Annotated in this window: 14 protein-coding genes; 8 read left to right on the top strand and 6 right to left on the bottom strand. The window is 46.2% G+C overall.

Annotation, left to right across the window (positions count from 1 at the left end; genetic code table 11):
• Positions 1-17 precede the first annotated feature (17 nt).
• Both SCACP_RS17505 and SCACP_RS17500 read left to right on the top strand, forming a co-directional pair.
• Positions 18-1,145, top strand: coding sequence for an N-acyl amino acid synthase FeeM domain-containing protein (locus tag SCACP_RS17505; protein ID WP_425058777.1), 1,128 nt, complete (start codon positions 18-20; stop codon positions 1,143-1,145).
• Positions 1,146-1,148: 3 nt separating this feature from the next.
• Entirely contained in the window at positions 1,149-2,885 is a 1,737-nt protein-coding gene (locus SCACP_RS17500; RefSeq protein ID WP_425058775.1) for a B12-binding domain-containing radical SAM protein, read from the top strand.
• Positions 2,886-2,945: 60 nt separating this feature from the next.
• Here SCACP_RS17500 and SCACP_RS17495 read toward each other — a convergent pair whose 3' ends face one another.
• On the bottom strand, positions 2,946-3,839 hold the full coding sequence (locus tag SCACP_RS17495) for a radical SAM protein (RefSeq protein ID WP_425058774.1): 894 nt from the start codon (positions 3,837-3,839) through the stop codon (positions 2,946-2,948).
• A 241-nt stretch (positions 3,840-4,080) separates the two neighbouring features.
• On the opposite strand from SCACP_RS17495, the gene SCACP_RS17490 reads away from it, so the two are divergent.
• On the top strand, positions 4,081-4,296 hold the full coding sequence (locus tag SCACP_RS17490; protein WP_425058773.1) for a DUF1540 domain-containing protein: 216 nt from the start codon (positions 4,081-4,083) through the stop codon (positions 4,294-4,296).
• A gap of 108 nt (positions 4,297-4,404) precedes the next feature.
• On the opposite strand, the gene SCACP_RS17485 is transcribed toward SCACP_RS17490, so the two are convergent.
• From SCACP_RS17485 to SCACP_RS17470, 4 genes are all read right to left on the bottom strand, one after another.
• Positions 4,405-4,947, bottom strand: coding sequence for a DUF6385 domain-containing protein (locus SCACP_RS17485; RefSeq protein ID WP_425058772.1), 543 nt, complete (start codon positions 4,945-4,947; stop codon positions 4,405-4,407).
• Positions 4,948-5,063: 116 nt separating this feature from the next.
• Positions 5,064-6,512, bottom strand: coding sequence for a tetratricopeptide repeat-containing glycosyltransferase family 2 protein (locus SCACP_RS17480; protein ID WP_425058771.1), 1,449 nt, complete (start codon positions 6,510-6,512; stop codon positions 5,064-5,066).
• A complete protein-coding gene (locus SCACP_RS17475; RefSeq protein WP_425058770.1) occupies positions 6,509-8,212 on the bottom strand; it encodes a glycosyltransferase in 1,704 nt (567 codons plus the stop codon). Before SCACP_RS17475 ends, SCACP_RS17480 begins: the two co-directional genes overlap by 4 nt.
• Before the next feature lie 11 nt (positions 8,213-8,223).
• Complete coding sequence (locus tag SCACP_RS17470) at positions 8,224-10,203, bottom strand: glycosyltransferase (protein WP_425058769.1); 1,980 nt, start codon at positions 10,201-10,203, stop codon at positions 8,224-8,226.
• Between the two features lie 339 nt (positions 10,204-10,542).
• Here SCACP_RS17470 and SCACP_RS17465 point away from each other — a divergent pair, with 339 nt between their 5' ends.
• On the top strand, positions 10,543-11,418 hold the full coding sequence (locus tag SCACP_RS17465; RefSeq protein WP_425058768.1) for a DNRLRE domain-containing protein: 876 nt from the start codon (positions 10,543-10,545) through the stop codon (positions 11,416-11,418).
• A 65-nt stretch (positions 11,419-11,483) separates the two neighbouring features.
• Here the strand turns inward: SCACP_RS17465 and SCACP_RS17460 are convergent, their stop codons facing one another.
• On the bottom strand, positions 11,484-12,032 hold the full coding sequence (locus SCACP_RS17460; protein ID WP_425058767.1) for an NADH peroxidase: 549 nt from the start codon (positions 12,030-12,032) through the stop codon (positions 11,484-11,486).
• 300 nt (positions 12,033-12,332) lie between these two features.
• On the opposite strand from SCACP_RS17460, the gene SCACP_RS17455 reads away from it, so the two are divergent.
• The 4 genes from SCACP_RS17455 (at position 12,333) to SCACP_RS17440 (ending at position 18,262) form a co-directional block, all read left to right on the top strand.
• Positions 12,333-12,863, top strand: a complete 531-nt coding sequence (locus SCACP_RS17455) for a CBO0543 family protein (RefSeq protein ID WP_425058766.1) — start codon at positions 12,333-12,335, stop codon at positions 12,861-12,863.
• A 200-nt stretch (positions 12,864-13,063) separates the two neighbouring features.
• Positions 13,064-13,660, top strand: a complete 597-nt coding sequence (locus SCACP_RS17450; RefSeq protein WP_425058765.1) for an ECF transporter S component — start codon at positions 13,064-13,066, stop codon at positions 13,658-13,660.
• Positions 13,661-13,838: 178 nt separating this feature from the next.
• Positions 13,839-15,125: an efflux RND transporter periplasmic adaptor subunit gene (locus tag SCACP_RS17445; RefSeq protein ID WP_425058764.1), complete on the top strand. Its 1,287-nt coding sequence runs from the start codon at positions 13,839-13,841 to the stop codon at positions 15,123-15,125.
• Positions 15,125-18,262, top strand: coding sequence for an efflux RND transporter permease subunit (locus SCACP_RS17440; RefSeq protein ID WP_425058763.1), 3,138 nt, complete (start codon positions 15,125-15,127; stop codon positions 18,260-18,262). Before SCACP_RS17445 ends, SCACP_RS17440 begins: the two co-directional genes overlap by 1 nt.
• The last annotated feature ends 210 nt before the right edge of the window (positions 18,263-18,472 follow it).

The raw sequence follows: 18,472 nt of genomic DNA, 5'->3' as shown, positions 1-18,472 counted from the left end.
ACGAAAGGATGACAAACATGTTAAGCAGACAAATTCAAAGCGAAGCCGAATCCAACTGGGAAAGTGTCAAAATTGTGGATGCTCACACCGAAAAAGAAAGACAAGCTATTTATCGTTTTCGTTACCAAGTACAGGTTGGGGAAATGAACCGTAACATCCCGGGAATTGATTACCGCCACGAATACATTACTGACGAACTCGACTCCTGGAGCTATTTAGTCTACGCCATTTTGGACGGTCGTATTATTGGCACCGTCCGGGCCACAGTGGGCAATGTAAGTGATTTTCCTGACGAACTCATCCAGGTTTTGCAGTTAGAGCGTTTTCGGCAATTCGATCCCGCCAGTAAAAATATATGTTTAGGAACAAAACTAATGGTTGATCCCCAGTTCCGCAAAACCCCCGTATTTTTTCAGCTCATGGTTCGTGGATACGAAATCTTGCGTGAGCATAATGTTCAGTTCAACTTCGGCGGTTGTAACCCTTACCTTATTCCCATGTATGAGAAACTGGGGTATCGTCGATTCACAGCCGGCTTCCAAGACCCTGGCTACGGTTTTATTGTCCCTATTTTACTTTTGCCGGAGGACAGTGAGCATCTTAAAGCTGTACGATCACCCTACCTGCGTATTGCTAGAAAATTCGCCAACTCTCCTGCAGCCAGAGAATGGTATCTGACTCACTTTCCTGAGGCTGCTAAGTATCCTGTTGGTCCGCTCACGAGTGAACAAGAGCGCTGGGATTATATTATACAACGTATTGGTCACCCCCTTGATGTTTTGCCGGTTTTGCGTGATCTTGATGAAGCCGGAGCCAGGAAGCTTCTCCACATTGCAACTACTATTGAGTGCACGCAGGGGCACGAGTATATCCGGCAGGGAGATGTCTGCAACGAACTAAATATCCTTATTGCCGGGGAAATGGTCATTAGTGATAAAGCAGGGCGTACTTTCCGGGCTGGAACCGGTGACATTATAGGTTCTGTTGGTTTGTTGAAACAATGCTATCATGCAGTTGACGCCGTGGCAGCCACCGACTGCGAAATTTTGACGGTGTCGCGCTTTTCTTTCGAAAAACTGCAGCGTGCTTTGCCAGAAATGGCTGATAAGCTACAATTCAATAATCAAGTTAGGGAGAGGGAATAGACTATGAATAACAATCCGGAACTACTCCTGGTTAACAGCTACGCTCCACGGCAGCGGGTTGCTTCCGACGCCGCCCTTGAAAATAGCCTGGTCATACTTCGCACCTATTTAGAGAGAAAAGGCATAAGTGCTGAAATCATTGACGACCAAAGGGTTACAACTCTGGAAAATGGGGTGCCCCGAGCTTGCCTGCACCTGCTGAAAGCCATAACTAAATTGCAGTTGAAATCATATGGGTATAAGCCTCTCGCATATGCGCTCTTGCTGGCCGCTTGGCCGGTCCACGCCTATGCCTTGCAGTGCCGGCGCGAATATATGAAGGATAGGATTGGGTATATCGTGAACGAAATAAAATCAAAAAACATTCCTGTCTTAGGTTTAAAGCTCTGGTACGGTGATGCGTTCAAATGGAGCTCTGAACTGGCTGCTGAAGTTAGGCGGCAGTGCCCCGATACCGTTATCGTCGTTGGCGGACCCCAGGTAAAGGTCTACGGTGATATCGTATTCCATGACAACTGCTTTGATCTGGCTATAATGGGGCCTGGCGAGGAACTGCTCGAACAAATTGTCATCTTACGCCGCCGGAGCCGGTCTAAAAGCGTCTTCCTTGATCAGGTACGCAAGAAATTTGGCGGTTCACTTTTAAAAACCGGTGGCTTTGCCGCCAACCGGGAAAGTCTTGGCAGGAGCTTAGCCGAACAAACGATTCCAAACTACCGGGATTCAGATGTTGAAGGAAAAATTCTTTTCCACACCATCGTCGATGGTGCAGGTTGCAGTTGGAATAACTGCAATTTTTGTTCCCATACCCGGTGCACCGTTCCGTTTACTCCACGACCAGTAGCTGATATTATTGCCGAAATTGAGACGATGCTTCGACGCGGAATTGCCTTTTTTCGCTTCAGCAGTTCCGAAACTACTGTCGAACATGGCCGGAATATAGCCGAAGCTATCCTAGCGCGTGGTCTAAACGTCCGATATTCAATGTTTATCCGTGCCGCCGCCCGAATCGGCCCTGATATTCTCGAAGCCTACCAATTGATGATTCGGGCGGGACTGAGAGCAGTATTTATGGGCGGCGAAACCGGGCATGATGGTGTTAATCAGATTATCATGAACAAGGGGGTAGTGAAAAAGGATATTGTCAATACTATTGCCACAATCCGGCTGGCTTCCGATGCGGCCGGATTGCCTTGCCGTGTTGGCCTATCACTTATTTATCCTTGTCCGTTGCCGCCCGGAGTGGAGTTAGCTGAAGTGTTCCAGGCTAATGCTGCGCTTATTGATGAAACTCTTCCCGACACAGTTATCGTGAACCCACCTGGACCTTTTCCGGAAACGCGATGGTATAATAACGCTGAAAAATTTGGTTTCCATTTCAGTGAAGGCGCTGAAAAATTTGCTCAGCGCTTAATGGGATATGAGTACTCTATTTATAAGCCTGTTGAGTTGTGGAAGGATATGGGGTTTGCTCTTGGTGGCATGGATGCCAAAGCGCTTCTCAAAGAGACGGGCAAACTGCGGGCCTATGCCGCAAGCATTGGTATTCCGACTGATATTTCTGACGAATACCTGATGATGACCGAAGCTATTGGGCTGCGGTCTAAGCTGGATTTGGTGCGTTTTAAGCAAAAAACGTTGCTTGACATTATCAGCGGCAGCACAGATTATACCAGGGAAATTGCAGCGGCGATTAACGCTGCGAGTCGCCGTATGGCTGCAACATATACCGCCAAGTAGTAACTAAATTGAGCAGGTACCAAAAGGTGCCTGCTCTGTTTACCCACGGCTTAATATGCGTCACTCTACCCCGCTGCCGTTGAAGTCAGGCACAAAATCAACTGACGCCGTGCGGCCTTGTTGAATAAAACAATTTTCTATTCCCAGCGAGAGAGCGTACTTGATAAGCTTATTGTATTCCCAGGTGGTCAGGCGGCGATTGATTTCCGGGTATTGGGCCGCATGATGCAGCGGTGTATACTGGCTCATGAGACTGATGAAAATTGTGTGACCGAAAGTGTGCCAAAGCCAGTTGAGGATTTGCCGGCTATCCTCAATCAACCACGGTAGGGCGAGGTGGCGGACAATTACACCTCGTTGCATGAGTCCGGCAGCGTCAAAGACCGGCGGTCCGGTGAGGTCAACCATTTTGCTGATAGCCTGGCTGGCGTAGGCAAAATAGTCCGGTGTGGCAGAATACCGCCAGGCGTATTTGTTATCGTAATATTTAAGGTCAGGGAGAAAAATATCCACATGTTTCGCCAGTAAGGTAATGGTCTCCGGTGTTTCATAAGCGTTGGAGTTATAGATGACCGGCAGTGAAAACCCGGTTCGTTTGGCTAGAACGAGGGCTTCGACAATTTGGGGAACGTAGTGGGTGGGGGTGACGAGGTCAATATTATGGGCGCCGCGGGTTTGTTGTTCAAGAAAAATAGCGGCTAATCTTTCGACTGTCACTTCCCGGCCGCAGCCCTCTTGACTGATGGTGTGGTTCTGGCAAAAAGCGCAGTTCATATTACAATGCGAGAAGAATATTGTTCCTGCGCCACTACTGCCGGAGAGCACAGGTTCTTCCCAGTGATGGAGAGAAACCAAAGCAACAGCCGGTAATGCGCCTGCCTGGCAGAAGCCTGTTTCATTGGCCAGGCGGTTGACTTTACAGGCGCGGGGGCAAAGAATACATGATTTTAACAAAAAAGTGTGCCCTCCTTGATGTGATGGCATTCATGCTAAGAATAACTTACTATTATTTTCAGGTTACAGTCAATAGAACTTTACCTGGTTGGCAAGCAAAAAGAATTCTTTTGCTATATATATAGTATCCAATAAAGATTTACGGGCGTGTTGTTAGTATAAGCGTAAGTCAAGCGCCAGCGGTGGAGCGTTACTAACAACACGCCTAGAAAAAATCTTTATTGGATTTCATATAATTTTTATGAATATATTTTTAGGCACAAGAAAGAATAATACCGGAGGTGATAGAATGGCTAATACTCTTCCCGGTGTAAAATGTACTGTAAAAAATTGTAAGTTCAACGAAGGTGGACGACTGTGTAGTGCCTCTGCCATTGAAGTAAATGTTGACAATGGCGGAGATTCAGCAAAACAAAGTCGCGAGACAAATTGCCACACTTTCCAACCACATATGTAGTGGTCAACAAAAAAGATGTTAGGATAAACACTAACATCTTTTTTGTTGAATAAATGACAAAAGCCGCGGTAATGTCCGGGGCTTTCGTCATTATAGGCCTTGTGATGATTAGCCTTGACCCTGGAACCAAAAGCTTAAGTCTACGGCACTGGCGGCGTTTACGGCCGCGTAATATACTCTGGCATACTTGAGAAAGACTCCGGGGACGAGTGTTGTTATGTCACCTTGATTCAACGTGACCGCAGTGACGTCGGTAATCCAGTTGACGTCATCCGGACTGATTTGTAATGCGACTGTGGCAGCGTTGGCAGCAGTTACCGAAGCATTGAGTATAGCGAAGGTGAAATCGTTAAGGTCAAGTACATTGTAGGAAGTGGTTGCAAGACCGGTGGTTGTGGAGATGCCGGTTACATTAAAGGATACATCTGTGGTCGCTAACCGGGAGATTACTTGTAAGCCGCTGCTGGTGATGAGTAACCCGTCGCCAGATGAAGTAATCAGTAACCCGCCTGTCGGAGCGGAAATGGAAAGACCGGTGGATGTGATTACGACACCCCCGAACGTATCAGTTTGTATGGCTGTATTTGTTGAACCATAAATTTTAATTCGCGCCTGATCAGGTTGATCTTGAATAATTTTAAAGTTGGCCACTATAATTCCCTCCCACTTAATTGGTAGATATTATGTCTACAATTTATACTATGCGTATATTACTAAATAAGTTACAAGATGGGATGGCAAATTACATAGTAGTTTGATTAGTCCCGCTATATGCGGCTTAACATCTCAAGACTGGATAATATCAGGTCTTTTAATCTTGCAAGTAGTTGAGAGGTCGGCGGAAAATCCTGTTGTAAAACAAGCCGGATCAGTAGACCCATTTCTTCAGTTGTATAGGTAATATAACTGGCTTCCATCCCTTGGACCGAAGCAAAAAAAGATGATTTATCAAGGGCTTGGCGGTAGACATAAAAAGTTTCAGCAAACCGGTTAATATTGCCCTCATTCAGATACCGGAGCATTTTTAATAATGTCATGAATAAACCTGGTCGATCATTACCGGTAGTATCTATAGACAAGGTCCGAAAGTCCGGCGGTTGGGCAATGGATGCCAGGTCGTTCCAGTTAACCTTCACGTCTGTCTGCTTATTGATCGTTAATATCTGATTGATGGCCGGTAGTAAGGAGGGCTGGTATTCTAAGGCCTTATAGTACCAGTTGATGGCCTGCTGATATTGGCCTGCTTTGGTGTACAGACCGGCGCAAATGGTACATAGGCTGTGGTAAGGAAAAATATCGCTTACCTGAGTAGCGGCGCTGGCGAATTTATCCAGAGCGGCTGACTGATCATTGGTTGCCAGTGCGAGCAATCCTTCGAAAAAGGTAATGTCCGAGTTAGTAGGATTGCCAATTCGGAATTTGCCCAGCAAATCCGAAAGTTCGGCTAACTTCCCGTTATGGTATAGGCAAAAAAACAGTGAGTAGATTACTTGACTGCAATACCCTTCTTGGCCACTCATATAGTGGAGTGCTTGGCGCAGGTGGTATTCGCCGCGGGCAAAAACGGCTGCCTGGATATATTCCATGGCCAGGCTGTAATGGAGAAAGGGGTCATGGGGAGTAGCGGCAAGCGTGGCTTCAATTACCGCGATGTTTCGTTGCTGTTTTTGTTTTTTCTCTAAAATTTGCTTCAAATATCCGTGGTGCAGCAGGGTTAATTCCGCAGCCTGCAGTCCGCCGCCGTTATTGGCGGCAAGGATGGAACCGGCTACCTGTTCGTGAATTCTGCCAATGAAGCGGTAATGCGGTTTATTGCGAAACAGGCGCACCACTTGGTCGTCAACAGATTGGCTGCCGTCCCCGATCAGACTGTGTATGCGAAGATAATAGCCTTCAACATTGTGTTGATCTAGATACTCTTGAAATATTTCGCTGGCTACCGGCTCCAGCCGTTCATCGGCGTCCATCACTAATATCCAATCACCGCTCGCTTGTGACAGTGAATGGTTGCGGGCAGCGGCAAAATCGTCACACCAGGTAAACGGGATTACCATGGCTCCGTTGGCGGCGGCAATTTGGGGAGTGCTATCAGTGGAACCGGTATCGACAATAATAATTTCATCAATAAGATGACGCACGCTATCAAGACATGCTGCCAGGACGTTCTCCTCGTCTTTGACGATCATGCATAGACTGACTATATATTTCTTGCTCATAATGCCATCCCCGGTGAAGCCAAAGTCATATCTTTGAGAACTTTAGCCCAAGCCTCTTCTTTTTCTTGGAAATACATTGCCAAAGCAAAAATGCCAGTGCGCGTGCGTTCTTTCAGCAACCTGATACAGTGGTAGGCAAGTTCGGTGAGTGCTGCCGCTTGTTTTTGCCCTGCAAGGGAATGTCTGAAACACTTGTCCAAGATACCGAGTGTAGCAGTAATTACCTCCGGTTCGCGGGTTTGTTCCGGACAGATGTATTTATGCTCGTTTTTGTATAAGGCAATTAGGCTGAGAAGGGTCCAGGCAGCGTTTCTGGTATCAGACTTTTTCCACAAGTCAAGGGCCAAGTGTTTGGCTTCGGTTAGATCACCGCATAAAATACAGGCAATGATTTCAGCAACACTAGGGAGGCACTTCTCACTACTCAAATTTTTATAATAACTGCGTGCTTGTTCCGGCTGCCCCGCATAGATCCTAAAGAGGGCGGCCGGGGGGCTATGGGTTTGGTGCAGGCAGGCACACTTGACGGCAATTTCAGCATATCCGGCCACAAAGAACAGGTTTGCCAGGGTTTCATTCTGTTGCGGTTGCTGCAGGCAGCCTGCTGCCTGGAAATGGTCCAGGACTTTGGTTATTGGCAGTTTACGTGATAGTGCGTGAAACAGATGATATAGCGGGGCGATATAGGCGGGGTTTTCCGACAATGCCTGTTGGTAGGCGCTGATAGCAGTATTCCAATTTCCCAGTCTTTCTTGGCAGTAGCCAAGATGATAATAGGATAAAAAACCGTTGGTGCCAGCTGTATGGATAAAAATATCAGGAGGCAAACCGCTGGCAAGCGCTCTTTCAAACCAGTGGCAGGCAATTTCGAATTTGCCCATTTGCTCAGACACCAGCCCGCCTTCAAAATAAAGGTCGGTGTAAGTGGGATAGCGGGCACTGACTTCTTCGCAGAGGGTAGCTGCTTCCCGGTTTCGTCCCAAGGTTCTGAGGCAGATGAGCATTTGCCGTGCAGCATGAGAACGAAAGGTCGCCTGGGTATCACTTAGTCCGGTATAAACATTTTTCAGCATTGCTAAAGATTTGATGTACCTTCCAAAGGCTTGCCATTCCAAAGCCGAATAGTACTGATAGATAAGGTTATCCGGTTCCTGCCGGAGTGAAGTTTCCAGCAGCATCAGGTTGCGGTGTCTTCGGCGATTGCGCTCTTTGCGGGACACTTGATGATGGCGCAATTTGGGAGTAGGGCTCAATACCGCCTCATCAAGTTTCTTGAAAGGAATTTGCTCGTGGACTTTGCCAACAAAGCGATGTTCCGGCAAATTACGGAAAAATCTTAGGACAAAACAACGTTCATCATCCTGAACCGTTTTGTTTGACTGGTAATAAAGGGGAAGAAGAAAGGCTTTACTCTCAGGATGGTTTTCAATCAGGGCGCGGAAAGTGCCTTGGGAAGCGTCGACCGTTTCGTCAGCGTCCAGTGATAATATCCAGTTGCCCGTACACTTGTCAAGAGCGAAATTACGGGCCTTGCCGAAGTCGTTTTGCCAGGGGAAGCTATAGATTTTAGAGGTATAGCGGCGGGCGACTGCCAGCGTATTATCGGTGGAACCGGTGTCGACGATGATGATTTCGTTAACTAGATGTCGGACGCTTTCCAGACAACGCGCAATATAAGCTTCCTCGTTTCTTACAATCATGGCTAAGCTAATTATGGCATCCACGGCTGTAAATCAACTCCGTTCTGCATAGTACGGAACACTTCTACATGCGGGTATTTTTCGCTGGCTTCGCGTAACAGCTCTTGCCTAAGCGTGTCGTAGAGTTTGATAAGTTTAATAACATACCGTGGATTTTTCGGGGCAAGGCTGATGCATTGGCGATAGCAGTTAATGGCTTCCAGGGGACGGTCCTGCTGCTTTAATGCGTCAGCCAGCAGTTCATAGGTATCAATCTGGCCACAAGCTTGGGATAAGGTCAGTGGCTTGAGGTAGCGTTCGGCCAGTTCGGCAAAACCGAAACGAAGATACAGTGCTCCGGCAGTAGCGGCGTAACTGTTTTTAGATTCTGTGCTCAATCCGGACAGTAATTTTTCAGCTTTCTCGGTTTTACCCAGGTACAGTGTACGGGTGAGGATTTCAGTTAACAGGTTGGCGCCATTCGCTTCTAATGTGACCGGCTGACTTTTCTTTTTTACCAGTGACTCGCGTAATAATGTTACAATAGTACTTGTATCCGGTGATAATCCTAAAGCGAATAATTCGTCGGCAGTTGTCCGGACGCGCCGCTGATTGCCTTCGAACCAAAAACACAGCAATTTATTGAGCTTTGCTACAGGATATAATGTATCGTCGGGGGCAAAAGAATCAATAATTTTTAACGCTTCCAAAATGCGACTGTTTTGTATTAAACAAACTGCCTTACATAAGGATATTTTCGGAGTGGGGCTTTGATTTTCCAGACCACGCTCCAGAAATTCCAGTGCCAGGCCGTAAGCTGACTGTGAATAGAGAATTTGCGCCATGATCAAGTTGGCTTGGGGTGTTTCCAACTCGCACAATTTATTGATGGCCATTCTTGTATAATCCGGGTCTTTTACAGGATCAAGAATGACTATTATCCGTTCCAGAGCGGCTATAAATTGCGGATTGTCGCGCAGGCTGGCAATATAAAAGCGAAGAGCTTCTTCTTCATTACAATAAAGTTCGGCGACCTTGCCTAACATGAAGTAGCTGCGGAAGCCGCGTGTACCGCTAAAAGGGGCATAATATACAGGTTGTTCCGGCAAGGAGACTGCTTTATTATAAGCTGCCGCAGCTTTGCCGTATTCCTGGCAATCAAAATGGATAAGGCCGGCGTAGTAATATAAGTCGGCATAGTCGGGAAACAACCGGGTGGCCGTATTAATAATACTTAAGGCTTGTTCGGGCATTTTGGCTCCATAATAGGCCAGAACAATATAACGCAGCAGCTTGGGATAGTAAATTGTTTGCGGGTCGACCCCGTTGGCTGCCTTAATGAGTTCTTCTGCGGCTTGTTGGTAGCGTTTTACTCTGTAAAGTTCGACACCATAATGGTAGCGCAGCAGATGGTTCTGGGGATTATCGGCCAATTCTTTTTCGATAATGTGCAGATTACGGTTTTTTTTGTCTTTTTCTTCGATTTGCCGGTCCAAATAACCGTAGTGTAGAAGGGTTATGTTTTCAGCGCGACGGCAGCAGGCCTGACTATTATTTTCCAAAATAGCGTCAACAATTTGTTCGTGTATCGCACCGCGGAAACGGTAGTCAGGGCGGTTGCGAAACAGTCTGAACACAAGGTCAGGGCAGGTATCGTTCCACCCTTCATTACCAAGGTAGTTTATTATTGTTACGAAGTAACCATCGACATCTGTCGCTTCGATGGCCTGTTTCAGGGCGATGCCGCTGTCCGGGGTGAGTTCTTCATCGGCATCAAGAAATAAAATCCAATTGCCGCTTGCCATCTCTAATGAAAGGTTGCGCGCGTCACTAAAATTATCATTCCATGGGAAAGTATACACCTTGGCGCCAAATTCACGGGCAATTTCAACCGTACGGTCGGTTGAACCGGTATCCACAACAATAATTTCGTCAACTACTCCGGCCACACTGCGAAGACAGCGAGGCAGATTTTTTTCCTCATCTTTTGCAATCATGCATAAACTTAACATAGGTTCTACTCTCCATATCAGTAATTTTTTTATTTATACTATATGATTCAGGTAAAGAGAGTGTTACCTATGGCAATATTTCGTTAACCTTTTTTAGGATTATGAATAGAATGGAACAGAGTCATTGTTTAGAGATGTAGTTAAAGTTTAGCAGATTGCTAAATATATATGAAATCTAATAAAGATTTTTTCTGGGCGTGTTGTTAGTAACGCTCCACCGCTGGCGCTTGACTTACGCTTATACTAACAACACGCCTGTAAATCTTTATTGGATACTATATAGATATACCGCATTATAGGGTAAGAACATGAACAGTTTTTAGGATTGAGGTGTCATAAGTGGGAGTAAGGGTGTTAAAACCACCGGTAAAAAACAGTTTTATTTGTTGCAATAAACATCATAATCGCGCGCCGCACCGCGCCTTGTGTTGTGCAAAAGGACCGAGACTGTACATAGGCACTGAAGAAAATGTTTTAAATAGAGCTCTTTTACAGTTCGATCTGTCGCTTTTGCCCAATCCGGTGACCATTCTTACTAGTACGCTTTATGTATTTCTGAAAGTAAACTTTTTTCCAGGTGAACCGCATAATCTATCAGTATATCAAGTACTGTCAGATTGGAAAATGAAATGCGTCAATTGGAAACGTCAGCCGTTAATTAACCCTGTTCCGGTTGCCGGTCAAATCATTACCAACCAAGAACAGGAGTTTATTTCTTTTGACATAACGCCGCTTACCTTTCAATGGTATACTAACCAAGCGGCCAATTTTGGTGTCATGCTAAAGATGGAGAATGAAAATATTGATAATCTTATAGCCGTTTCAAGCAAAAAGTCCAAAAATTCGCAGTTTTGGCCCTTTATTGAAGTGGCGTTTCTCGACCCGAAATCCGACAATGATTACTGCCGGATTTTAGATCAAACCTTTAAAGTAACTACCGGTGATGATATTGCCTATACCGATTACTTAATTACGCTGCCTTTTGATTATTCTTATATTCCTGTCAACATTGGAGAAAACTCCGCTCAGTGCTATTTACAAATAAGCTCGGACGGTATGCACTGGCAAACCGAGTCGGAAGTAAAAACGGTACTACCGCACCAGAGCGTCTCCCTGGTACCGGACACCATTGGTAAGTACAGCCGTCTTTGCTATCGGTCGGTCACACCGGGAGCGTCAACAGTGCTTGTTATTTACGTCCAGGGCCGGGCGTAGTCAGAGAATAATAAGAAAGAGCTTTCGGATGGGTCCGAAAGCTCTTTCTTCAACTATTTCAGCCATTATTTACTAAAATATCTGTCTAACAGACCTTTGAAAGCAGCACCATGACGCGCTTCGTCTTTGCACATTTCATGAACGGTATCATGAATGGCATCCAGTCCAAGTTCTTTGGCCTTTTTGGCGATATCAAGCTTTCCTTGGCACGCGCCATATTCAGCTTCCACTCTTAGCTCAAGATTTTTCCTGGTGGAGGGAAATACTACTTCACCCAGAAGTTCTGCAAATTTTGCCGCATGTTCTGCTTCTTCAAACGCAATTCTTTTATAAGCCTCAGCTACTTCGGGAAATCCTTCTCTGTCGGCCTGGCGGCTCATGGCCAGATACATGCCGACTTCAGTACATTCCCCCATAAAGTTCATTTTTAAGCCTTCAAGGATTTGCGCGTCAACACCGGCGGCAACTCCAATCCGGTGTTCATCAGCCCAGCTCATACCGGCTTCGGATTTTTCAATAAATTTACTGGCAGGCGCTTTGCATTGGGGACAAACGTCCGGAGCACTGCTTCCTTCATGAGTATAACCACAGATAGTACATACAAATTTTTTCATAAGTAAATTTCCTCCTAAATAGATAATTAATATTAATTGATATTTGATATTATTAATATAGCAAATGTTAGCAAATTAATCAATAGGTTTAGCTAAGTTTTTCCATAAAAATTAACAAACGATTAAAATGCTTTAAGAGCATAATATCAAGATGAGAATGAAAATATGAATACGTTTATAGCCAACTCCCAAAATTGTGATACATTAACTTACATTAGTAATAAGAACTTAGCCAAAAAGCATAAGCTGGGATTATGTTGGAAGAATAACAATGGTCTATCAGGCGAGGAGGGTAGAAGTATGTCTGGCATACTCATTTTCCGGGTAGTACTTATTCTAGCCTTCGCGACGTCTGCCTGGCGGTTGGGGGACTGGCGGAATTGGATCAAATATTATCCTACAGTATTGTTTACGATGGTTGTGAATCTCAGTGTAAGCTTACTAACCTATCACCATATATTATGGAATTTTAACCCAGATCTTGTTGTAAAGACCCATACTGTTGTCGAATTTCTTAATACTTATATTGTTTTGTCTGCAGCCACATTTGTCTATCTTTCCCATTTTCCTCAGTACGGTAAACTTTATCAATATGGCTATGTAATATTATGGATTTTGCTTTTTGGCGTAATAGAATACACAGATGGGGCGATTGGGGGGATTTCTTATCAACACGGATGGTCATTTGCGTCTTCATTTGCCCTTGATTGTGCTATGTTTGTGATTTTGCGGATCCATTACTTAAAGCCGGCTTGGGCTTGGATGATTACTTTTCTCTTAGCGGCAATTATCTTGGCGGTATTTGATTTTGGTTCGGCAGAAATGAAATAAGTTACTAAAAAAATTTGTGATACGGCCAATAATTAGTAAATTCCATATACAAAATTCCGCTCAAATGTGGTAACATGTAAACGGAGCAAATCTAACCGTCATGATAGCTGGTATTCGCCGAAACTAGACTGGCGGCACTTGATAAGCTCCGGAAGGTCGACTTATATCCCATTCGGGAATGAGAACGGAGGTAATTGAATATGGAAAAAACGGAAGCTTTGCGGACAACAGGGCGATTTGGGGCACGGCGCATTGCAATTATTGGCATGTTGTCGGCTGTCTCCATTATTCTGGGCCTTTCCGGGTACGGATTTATTCCGTTGCCTACGGCCAAGGCAACAATTATGCATATTCCGGTCATTATTGGAGCCATTCTGGAAGGGCCGGTTGTTGGTGGCATGATTGGTCTGATTTTTGGTTTATTCAGCATTGTACAGAGCCTGACCACCCCTAACATTCTTTCTTTTGCCTTTATTAACCCGTTAGTGTCTGTCCTGCCGCGCGTGTTGATTGGTGTTACCGCCTATTATGTTTATAAATGGGCCTGGGGTAGACATGAAGGGATCCGGATCGCCATCGGAGCTGCGCTTGGTTCTCTCACGAATACTTTTGGGGTTCTTACAATGATTTATATTTTGTATGCTGCTGAATTTGCCGGAGCGCGGGGCATTAGCTTGGACGCCGCAGCCAAGGTGATTTATGGCATTGCGCTGGTTAACGGGGTGCCTGAGGCCATAATCTCCATGGCGGTAAGCGTGCCGGTGATATTAGCCATTAAGCGGCGTTATCGGCATTAGGCATTGAATGACATTACAAAATCGTTATCGGATTTATCTGATAACGATTTTTTTATTTCTGTCATACTTTTGTCATACTTCATGGATAGAATTGGTTTAGGAAAGTTCGGTGTATATACAACCTGGATAAAACCACCGCGGTCCGCCGTAGAAATTTCTGAAGCGAGGTGCAGAAGTAATGGATATACGCGGTTTGTTTTTAGCGGAAAAAAAGAAATGGCTGTTAGTGGGAATTGCTGCTATAGCTGTGGCTGTGGCAGCTTTTATGCAACTAGCCAATGCAAAGACACAGAATACGGCCACAGGTAAACCGGACTCTGTAAAACCGGTTGTGGAGGTAAAGACCCTTCAACGCAGCGATATGGTCAAAAAAATATCCCTGGTAGGTCAGACGGTGCCTGCAGCCCAAGTGGACATTGTGGCAAAATACTCCGGTCATGTTGTGCAGGTAAACGCTGAGCTCGGCCAGCAAGTTTCAAGCGGGCAGCTCCTGATTATGCAGGATGTCGGTGATGTGGATCTTGCCATTGCCCAAGCCGATGCCGGCCGCCGTGAGGCTGAAGCGGATGCAGCCGAGACGTCGGTAACATTTGATGCCAATTACAACAAAGCTTTAGTCGATTACCAACGTAATCTGGCCGGTTATGAACGCTATAAGTCTCTGTATGAGCAAGGCGCCGTTTCCCGCGAGACCTTTGATACCGCAGAGCAGCAGATGCTGAATTCTAAGGCTACCCTTGATTCATTTGCCAAACAGTCGTCAGAGGGAACTGTACCGGCAGCCGTGGAAGCAAAGAGGGCGGCGGTGCTCAAAACAGAACGCAATATCGAAGCGCTTGCCAAGCAGCGTGAAGATATGATAATCCGGGCACCGCGGGATGGCGTTATTGGTTATCGTCAGGTTGAAGTCGGCGCATTTGTTCAACCAGGACAAAAGCTGCTGTCAATCATTGATAATAGCAGCATTTATGTCGACTGTCAGGTTTCTGAGCAGGATATTGCGGCAATTCAGGTAGGCTTGAATGCTGACTTGCAGGTCGAATCGCTGGGACGTACATACAGCGGTAAAGTTATTTATGTCAGCCCTGCCAGTGACTCCAAGACCCAATCCTTTACCGTCCGGTTGGCCCTGACCAATCCAGACTCATTGATCAAAAGCGGGATGTTTATCCGTTCACAGCTGGAGGTGCTGCAGCGGCCCCGGACCTTGTTCGTGCCTAAAGAGGCTGTTCTGGAGAAAAACGGGGAATATAGTGTGTACCTCATCAATGGCAGTAACAAAGTAGAACAGCGCAACGTCAAAATCGGCCTTCGTAATGACAAAGATGTTGAAATTTTGAGTGGCATTAAGGAAGGTGACCAAGTAGCTGTCAGCAATCTTTCCCGGCTAAAGCCGGGGATGGAAGTCACCCCTAACGTTTTGGCCGGTGACCGCAGTTCCCCGGAACAGGGGGGTAAGCGATAATGAACATTACCCGTTTTTCTATTCAGCGCCCTGTGGGTATCTCGATGATCGTCATGCTGTTCGTTGTCCTCGGTTTATACAGTTTCTACCGGATTGGGGTGGAACTCTTACCGGCATTAAATACCCCCTATGTTACCGTAACAGTCAATTATCCCGGCGCCGGGACGGAGGAAATTGAGCAGCAGGTAATAAAACCGTTGGAAGATTCGCTGTCCTCTGTTTCCAATCTGAAACGTATGACATCAATGGCACGCCCTGAGCAGGCTACCATTATTCTGGAATTCGAGTTCTATGCGAATGCCGATTTTGCTTCCATTGATGCCACGAAACGTGTAAACGCTGTGCGCGGCAGACTGCCGGACGGGATTGATGAACCGGTTGTCGTTAAGCGTGATATCAACGCCCTGCCTATTCTTGAAATTGCAGTAACATCTTCCTACCCGCTTTCTGATGTATATTCCAAAGCCAACAATATTTTTAAGGAGCGGCTGGAGCGGGCTGACGGCGTTTCCGAGGTGGCACTTCACGGCGGTCGTGACAAGGAAGTTGCCATTGAAGTAAACAAAGACAAACTGTTGTTCTATAATGTGTCATTAAGCGCAATTGTCAGCCGGATAAAAGGAGAAAATGTGTTGCAGCCTGCCGGTTCGGTATATACGGACAAAACGCAGACTGACGTACGGTTAACTGCCCAGTTCCAGTCGCCGGAAGAACTATCCCGCTTGCAGATAACCAATGCCGATGGCGTGAATATTCCCTTATCCGAACTTGCCGGCATAAAAGAACAGGATAGCCGCGCGACCCGTTATGGGCGGGTGAACGGGCAGGATGCAATTGCCCTGCAAGTATATAAAAACAGTGATGCGAATGTTGTTAGCACAGCCAAGGCAATTATGGCGCAATTGGAAAGCTTGCGCAAGGACTATCCCGATTATCAGTTCATTGTGGTCACCGATTCTTCTCAATTTGTTAACAATTCGCTGCGCAACACGCTCGGTACTCTCATTGAAGGTCTGATAACCACCGGTTTAGTCCTATACTTTTTCTTGCGGGGATGGAAATCTACCTTAGCCGTTATGATTGCCATACCCACTTCAATGATTGCTACGTTTTTGGCTATGTATCTGGCCGGTTTTACCTTCAATATGATGTCCTTGATGGGGATGGCGCTGTGCGTCGGCATCTTAGTGGATGATTCCATCGTCGTCCTGGAAAATATCCACCGGCATATACAACTGGGGAAGGAAGCAAAACTGGCGGCAGAAGAAGGCCGGAACGAAATCGGCATGGCGGCTGTCGCGATAACGCTGTGCGACGTGGTAGTATTTTTGCCGATTGCATTCATGAATGGCATGACAGGACAATTTTTCCGCCAATTCGGGTTAACAATTGTATTTGCCACTTTATTTTCACTGTTTGTGTCATTTACGTTAACTCCGATGCTGGCATCCAGATTTTACCGGGAAGGGCTGCAGGAATCTAAAGGACGCATCTGGCATTTCATGGACCGGCTTGAAGCGGGAGCTGTGACTTCTTATGAAAAGATACTCCGGTGGAGTTTAGCCAACAGCAAAAAGATAATATTGACTGCGCTGGCATTATTTGTCGCCACTTTAGCGCTCATACCAGCAGGAATCATCGGTGCCGAGTATATGCCCAAGACGGATGAAAGCAGTTTCCGGGTATCGATAGAGCTGCCCGTTGGTCAAAACCTTGAGCAAACAGATGCAGTTGCCGGCAAACTTGAACAGTACCTGCTCACGATCCCCGAAGTGACCAACTGTTTAGCTACTGTGGGCGGTCAGACAAGCAATAATGCCTCGCTTACCGTCCAGCTTGTAGACCGGAAAGAACGCCGGCGGAGCGTCTGGCAGATAACTGACCAAGTTCGCAGTTTTGCCAAAATGAATGTGCCTGAGGCAACGGTACGGGTCAATGAAACGCAATCGTCAGTAGCAGGCGTTTCCGGCGGGGCCGGTAGTGGCGGTCCGGCAACCGGCGCTGTCCAGATTGAACTGCTTGGGCAAAATTTAGACAACTTAATTGCCGCATCATACCGTGTCCAAACCATATTGGGGGAAATCCGGGGAATCAAGGACATCCGCAGTTCTTATACGGAAGGGATGCCGGAGATTCAACTCACTGTGGACCGGGAAAGATTAAAATTCTATAATACTACTGTGAGTGAAGTCAATAGTACTTTTGCTGCCGCCATCTCGGGACAAAAAGCAGGAGTACTTGCCAACGATCCGAACAATGACGGGTTAGACACCGATATTGTTGTCCGTCTGGCCGGCAGCGACGGCTTTAAACCGTCTGATATCCGTAGTATACCGATTGGGGCCGGCAGCCACAGAATCTATCTTGGCGATGTTGCCAAAGTTACCGAAGGAACAGGTCCGGTAATGATCCGCCGGGTTGATAAGCAGCGCGCCATCAATATTCAAGCCAACCTGACTGATCGTCCCTTGAAGGAAGTTCTTAACGAAATTCAAGGGAAACTAACCCCGGCTGAGCTGGGAGGCAATGTTACCTACCGGTTTACAGGTCAGGCCACCAGCATGGATGACACGTTCCGGGAAATGTTTCAGGCGCTGGCGCTGTCTTTAGTGTTAGTGTACATGTTATTAGCCGTACTTTACGAATCCACTTTAACTCCGTTCATCCGCATGTTTTCTTTGCCGCTGGGCATGATTGGCTCGCTGCTGTTCCTCGTGCTTACCCACAATACCATCAACCTGTATTCGCTTATCGGTATCTTGGTTATGGATGGAGTTGTTGCTAAAAATGGGACACTGCTGCTTGATTATACCCTTACGCTGAAGGAACGAGGAATGAATGCCAGGGACGCCGTTATTGAAGCAGGTAAAACCCGGCTAAGGCCGATCTTTATGACCACCTTAACCATGGTTATAGGTATGCTGCCGACCGCGCTTTCTTTGACCGAAGGGTCGGAAACCCGGGTAAGTATGGCTTGGGTAATCATCGGCGGTTTGCTTTCCTCTACCGTATTTACGCTAATCATTATCCCGATTATTTTTCTGTTTTTTGAACGCCGGCCTTTGCGTACCGGATGTTACACCGCGCTCCTTTTTGCTTTTTGGAAAAGGGTTGGTTCACTTTGGCAGAATATCTAACTACTCCCGGCATATCTTTTAGTATCATAATAAAAGCTTGTGAGAGGTACAGTATGGACCAGCGGTATCAGACCGATCCGGATGAATTAGTACTGTTTTGTGCTGTAGCGAAAAATAAGTTTTTGTATACCAAAACGAGCGCAAAAATGCGCTCGTTTTGATTTTCACTCGAAAAGTGAACCCCCTAACCCTTGAAGCAGGGTGTCTTTT

The sequence above is a fragment of the Sporomusaceae bacterium ACPt genome, assembly GCA_041428575.1.
Taxonomy (GTDB): domain Bacteria; phylum Bacillota; class Negativicutes; order Sporomusales; family Sporomusaceae; genus Sporomusa_D; species Sporomusa_D carbonis.
Note: the sequence above shows the minus strand (reverse complement) of the source record. Positions and strands in the feature narration are given on the sequence as shown.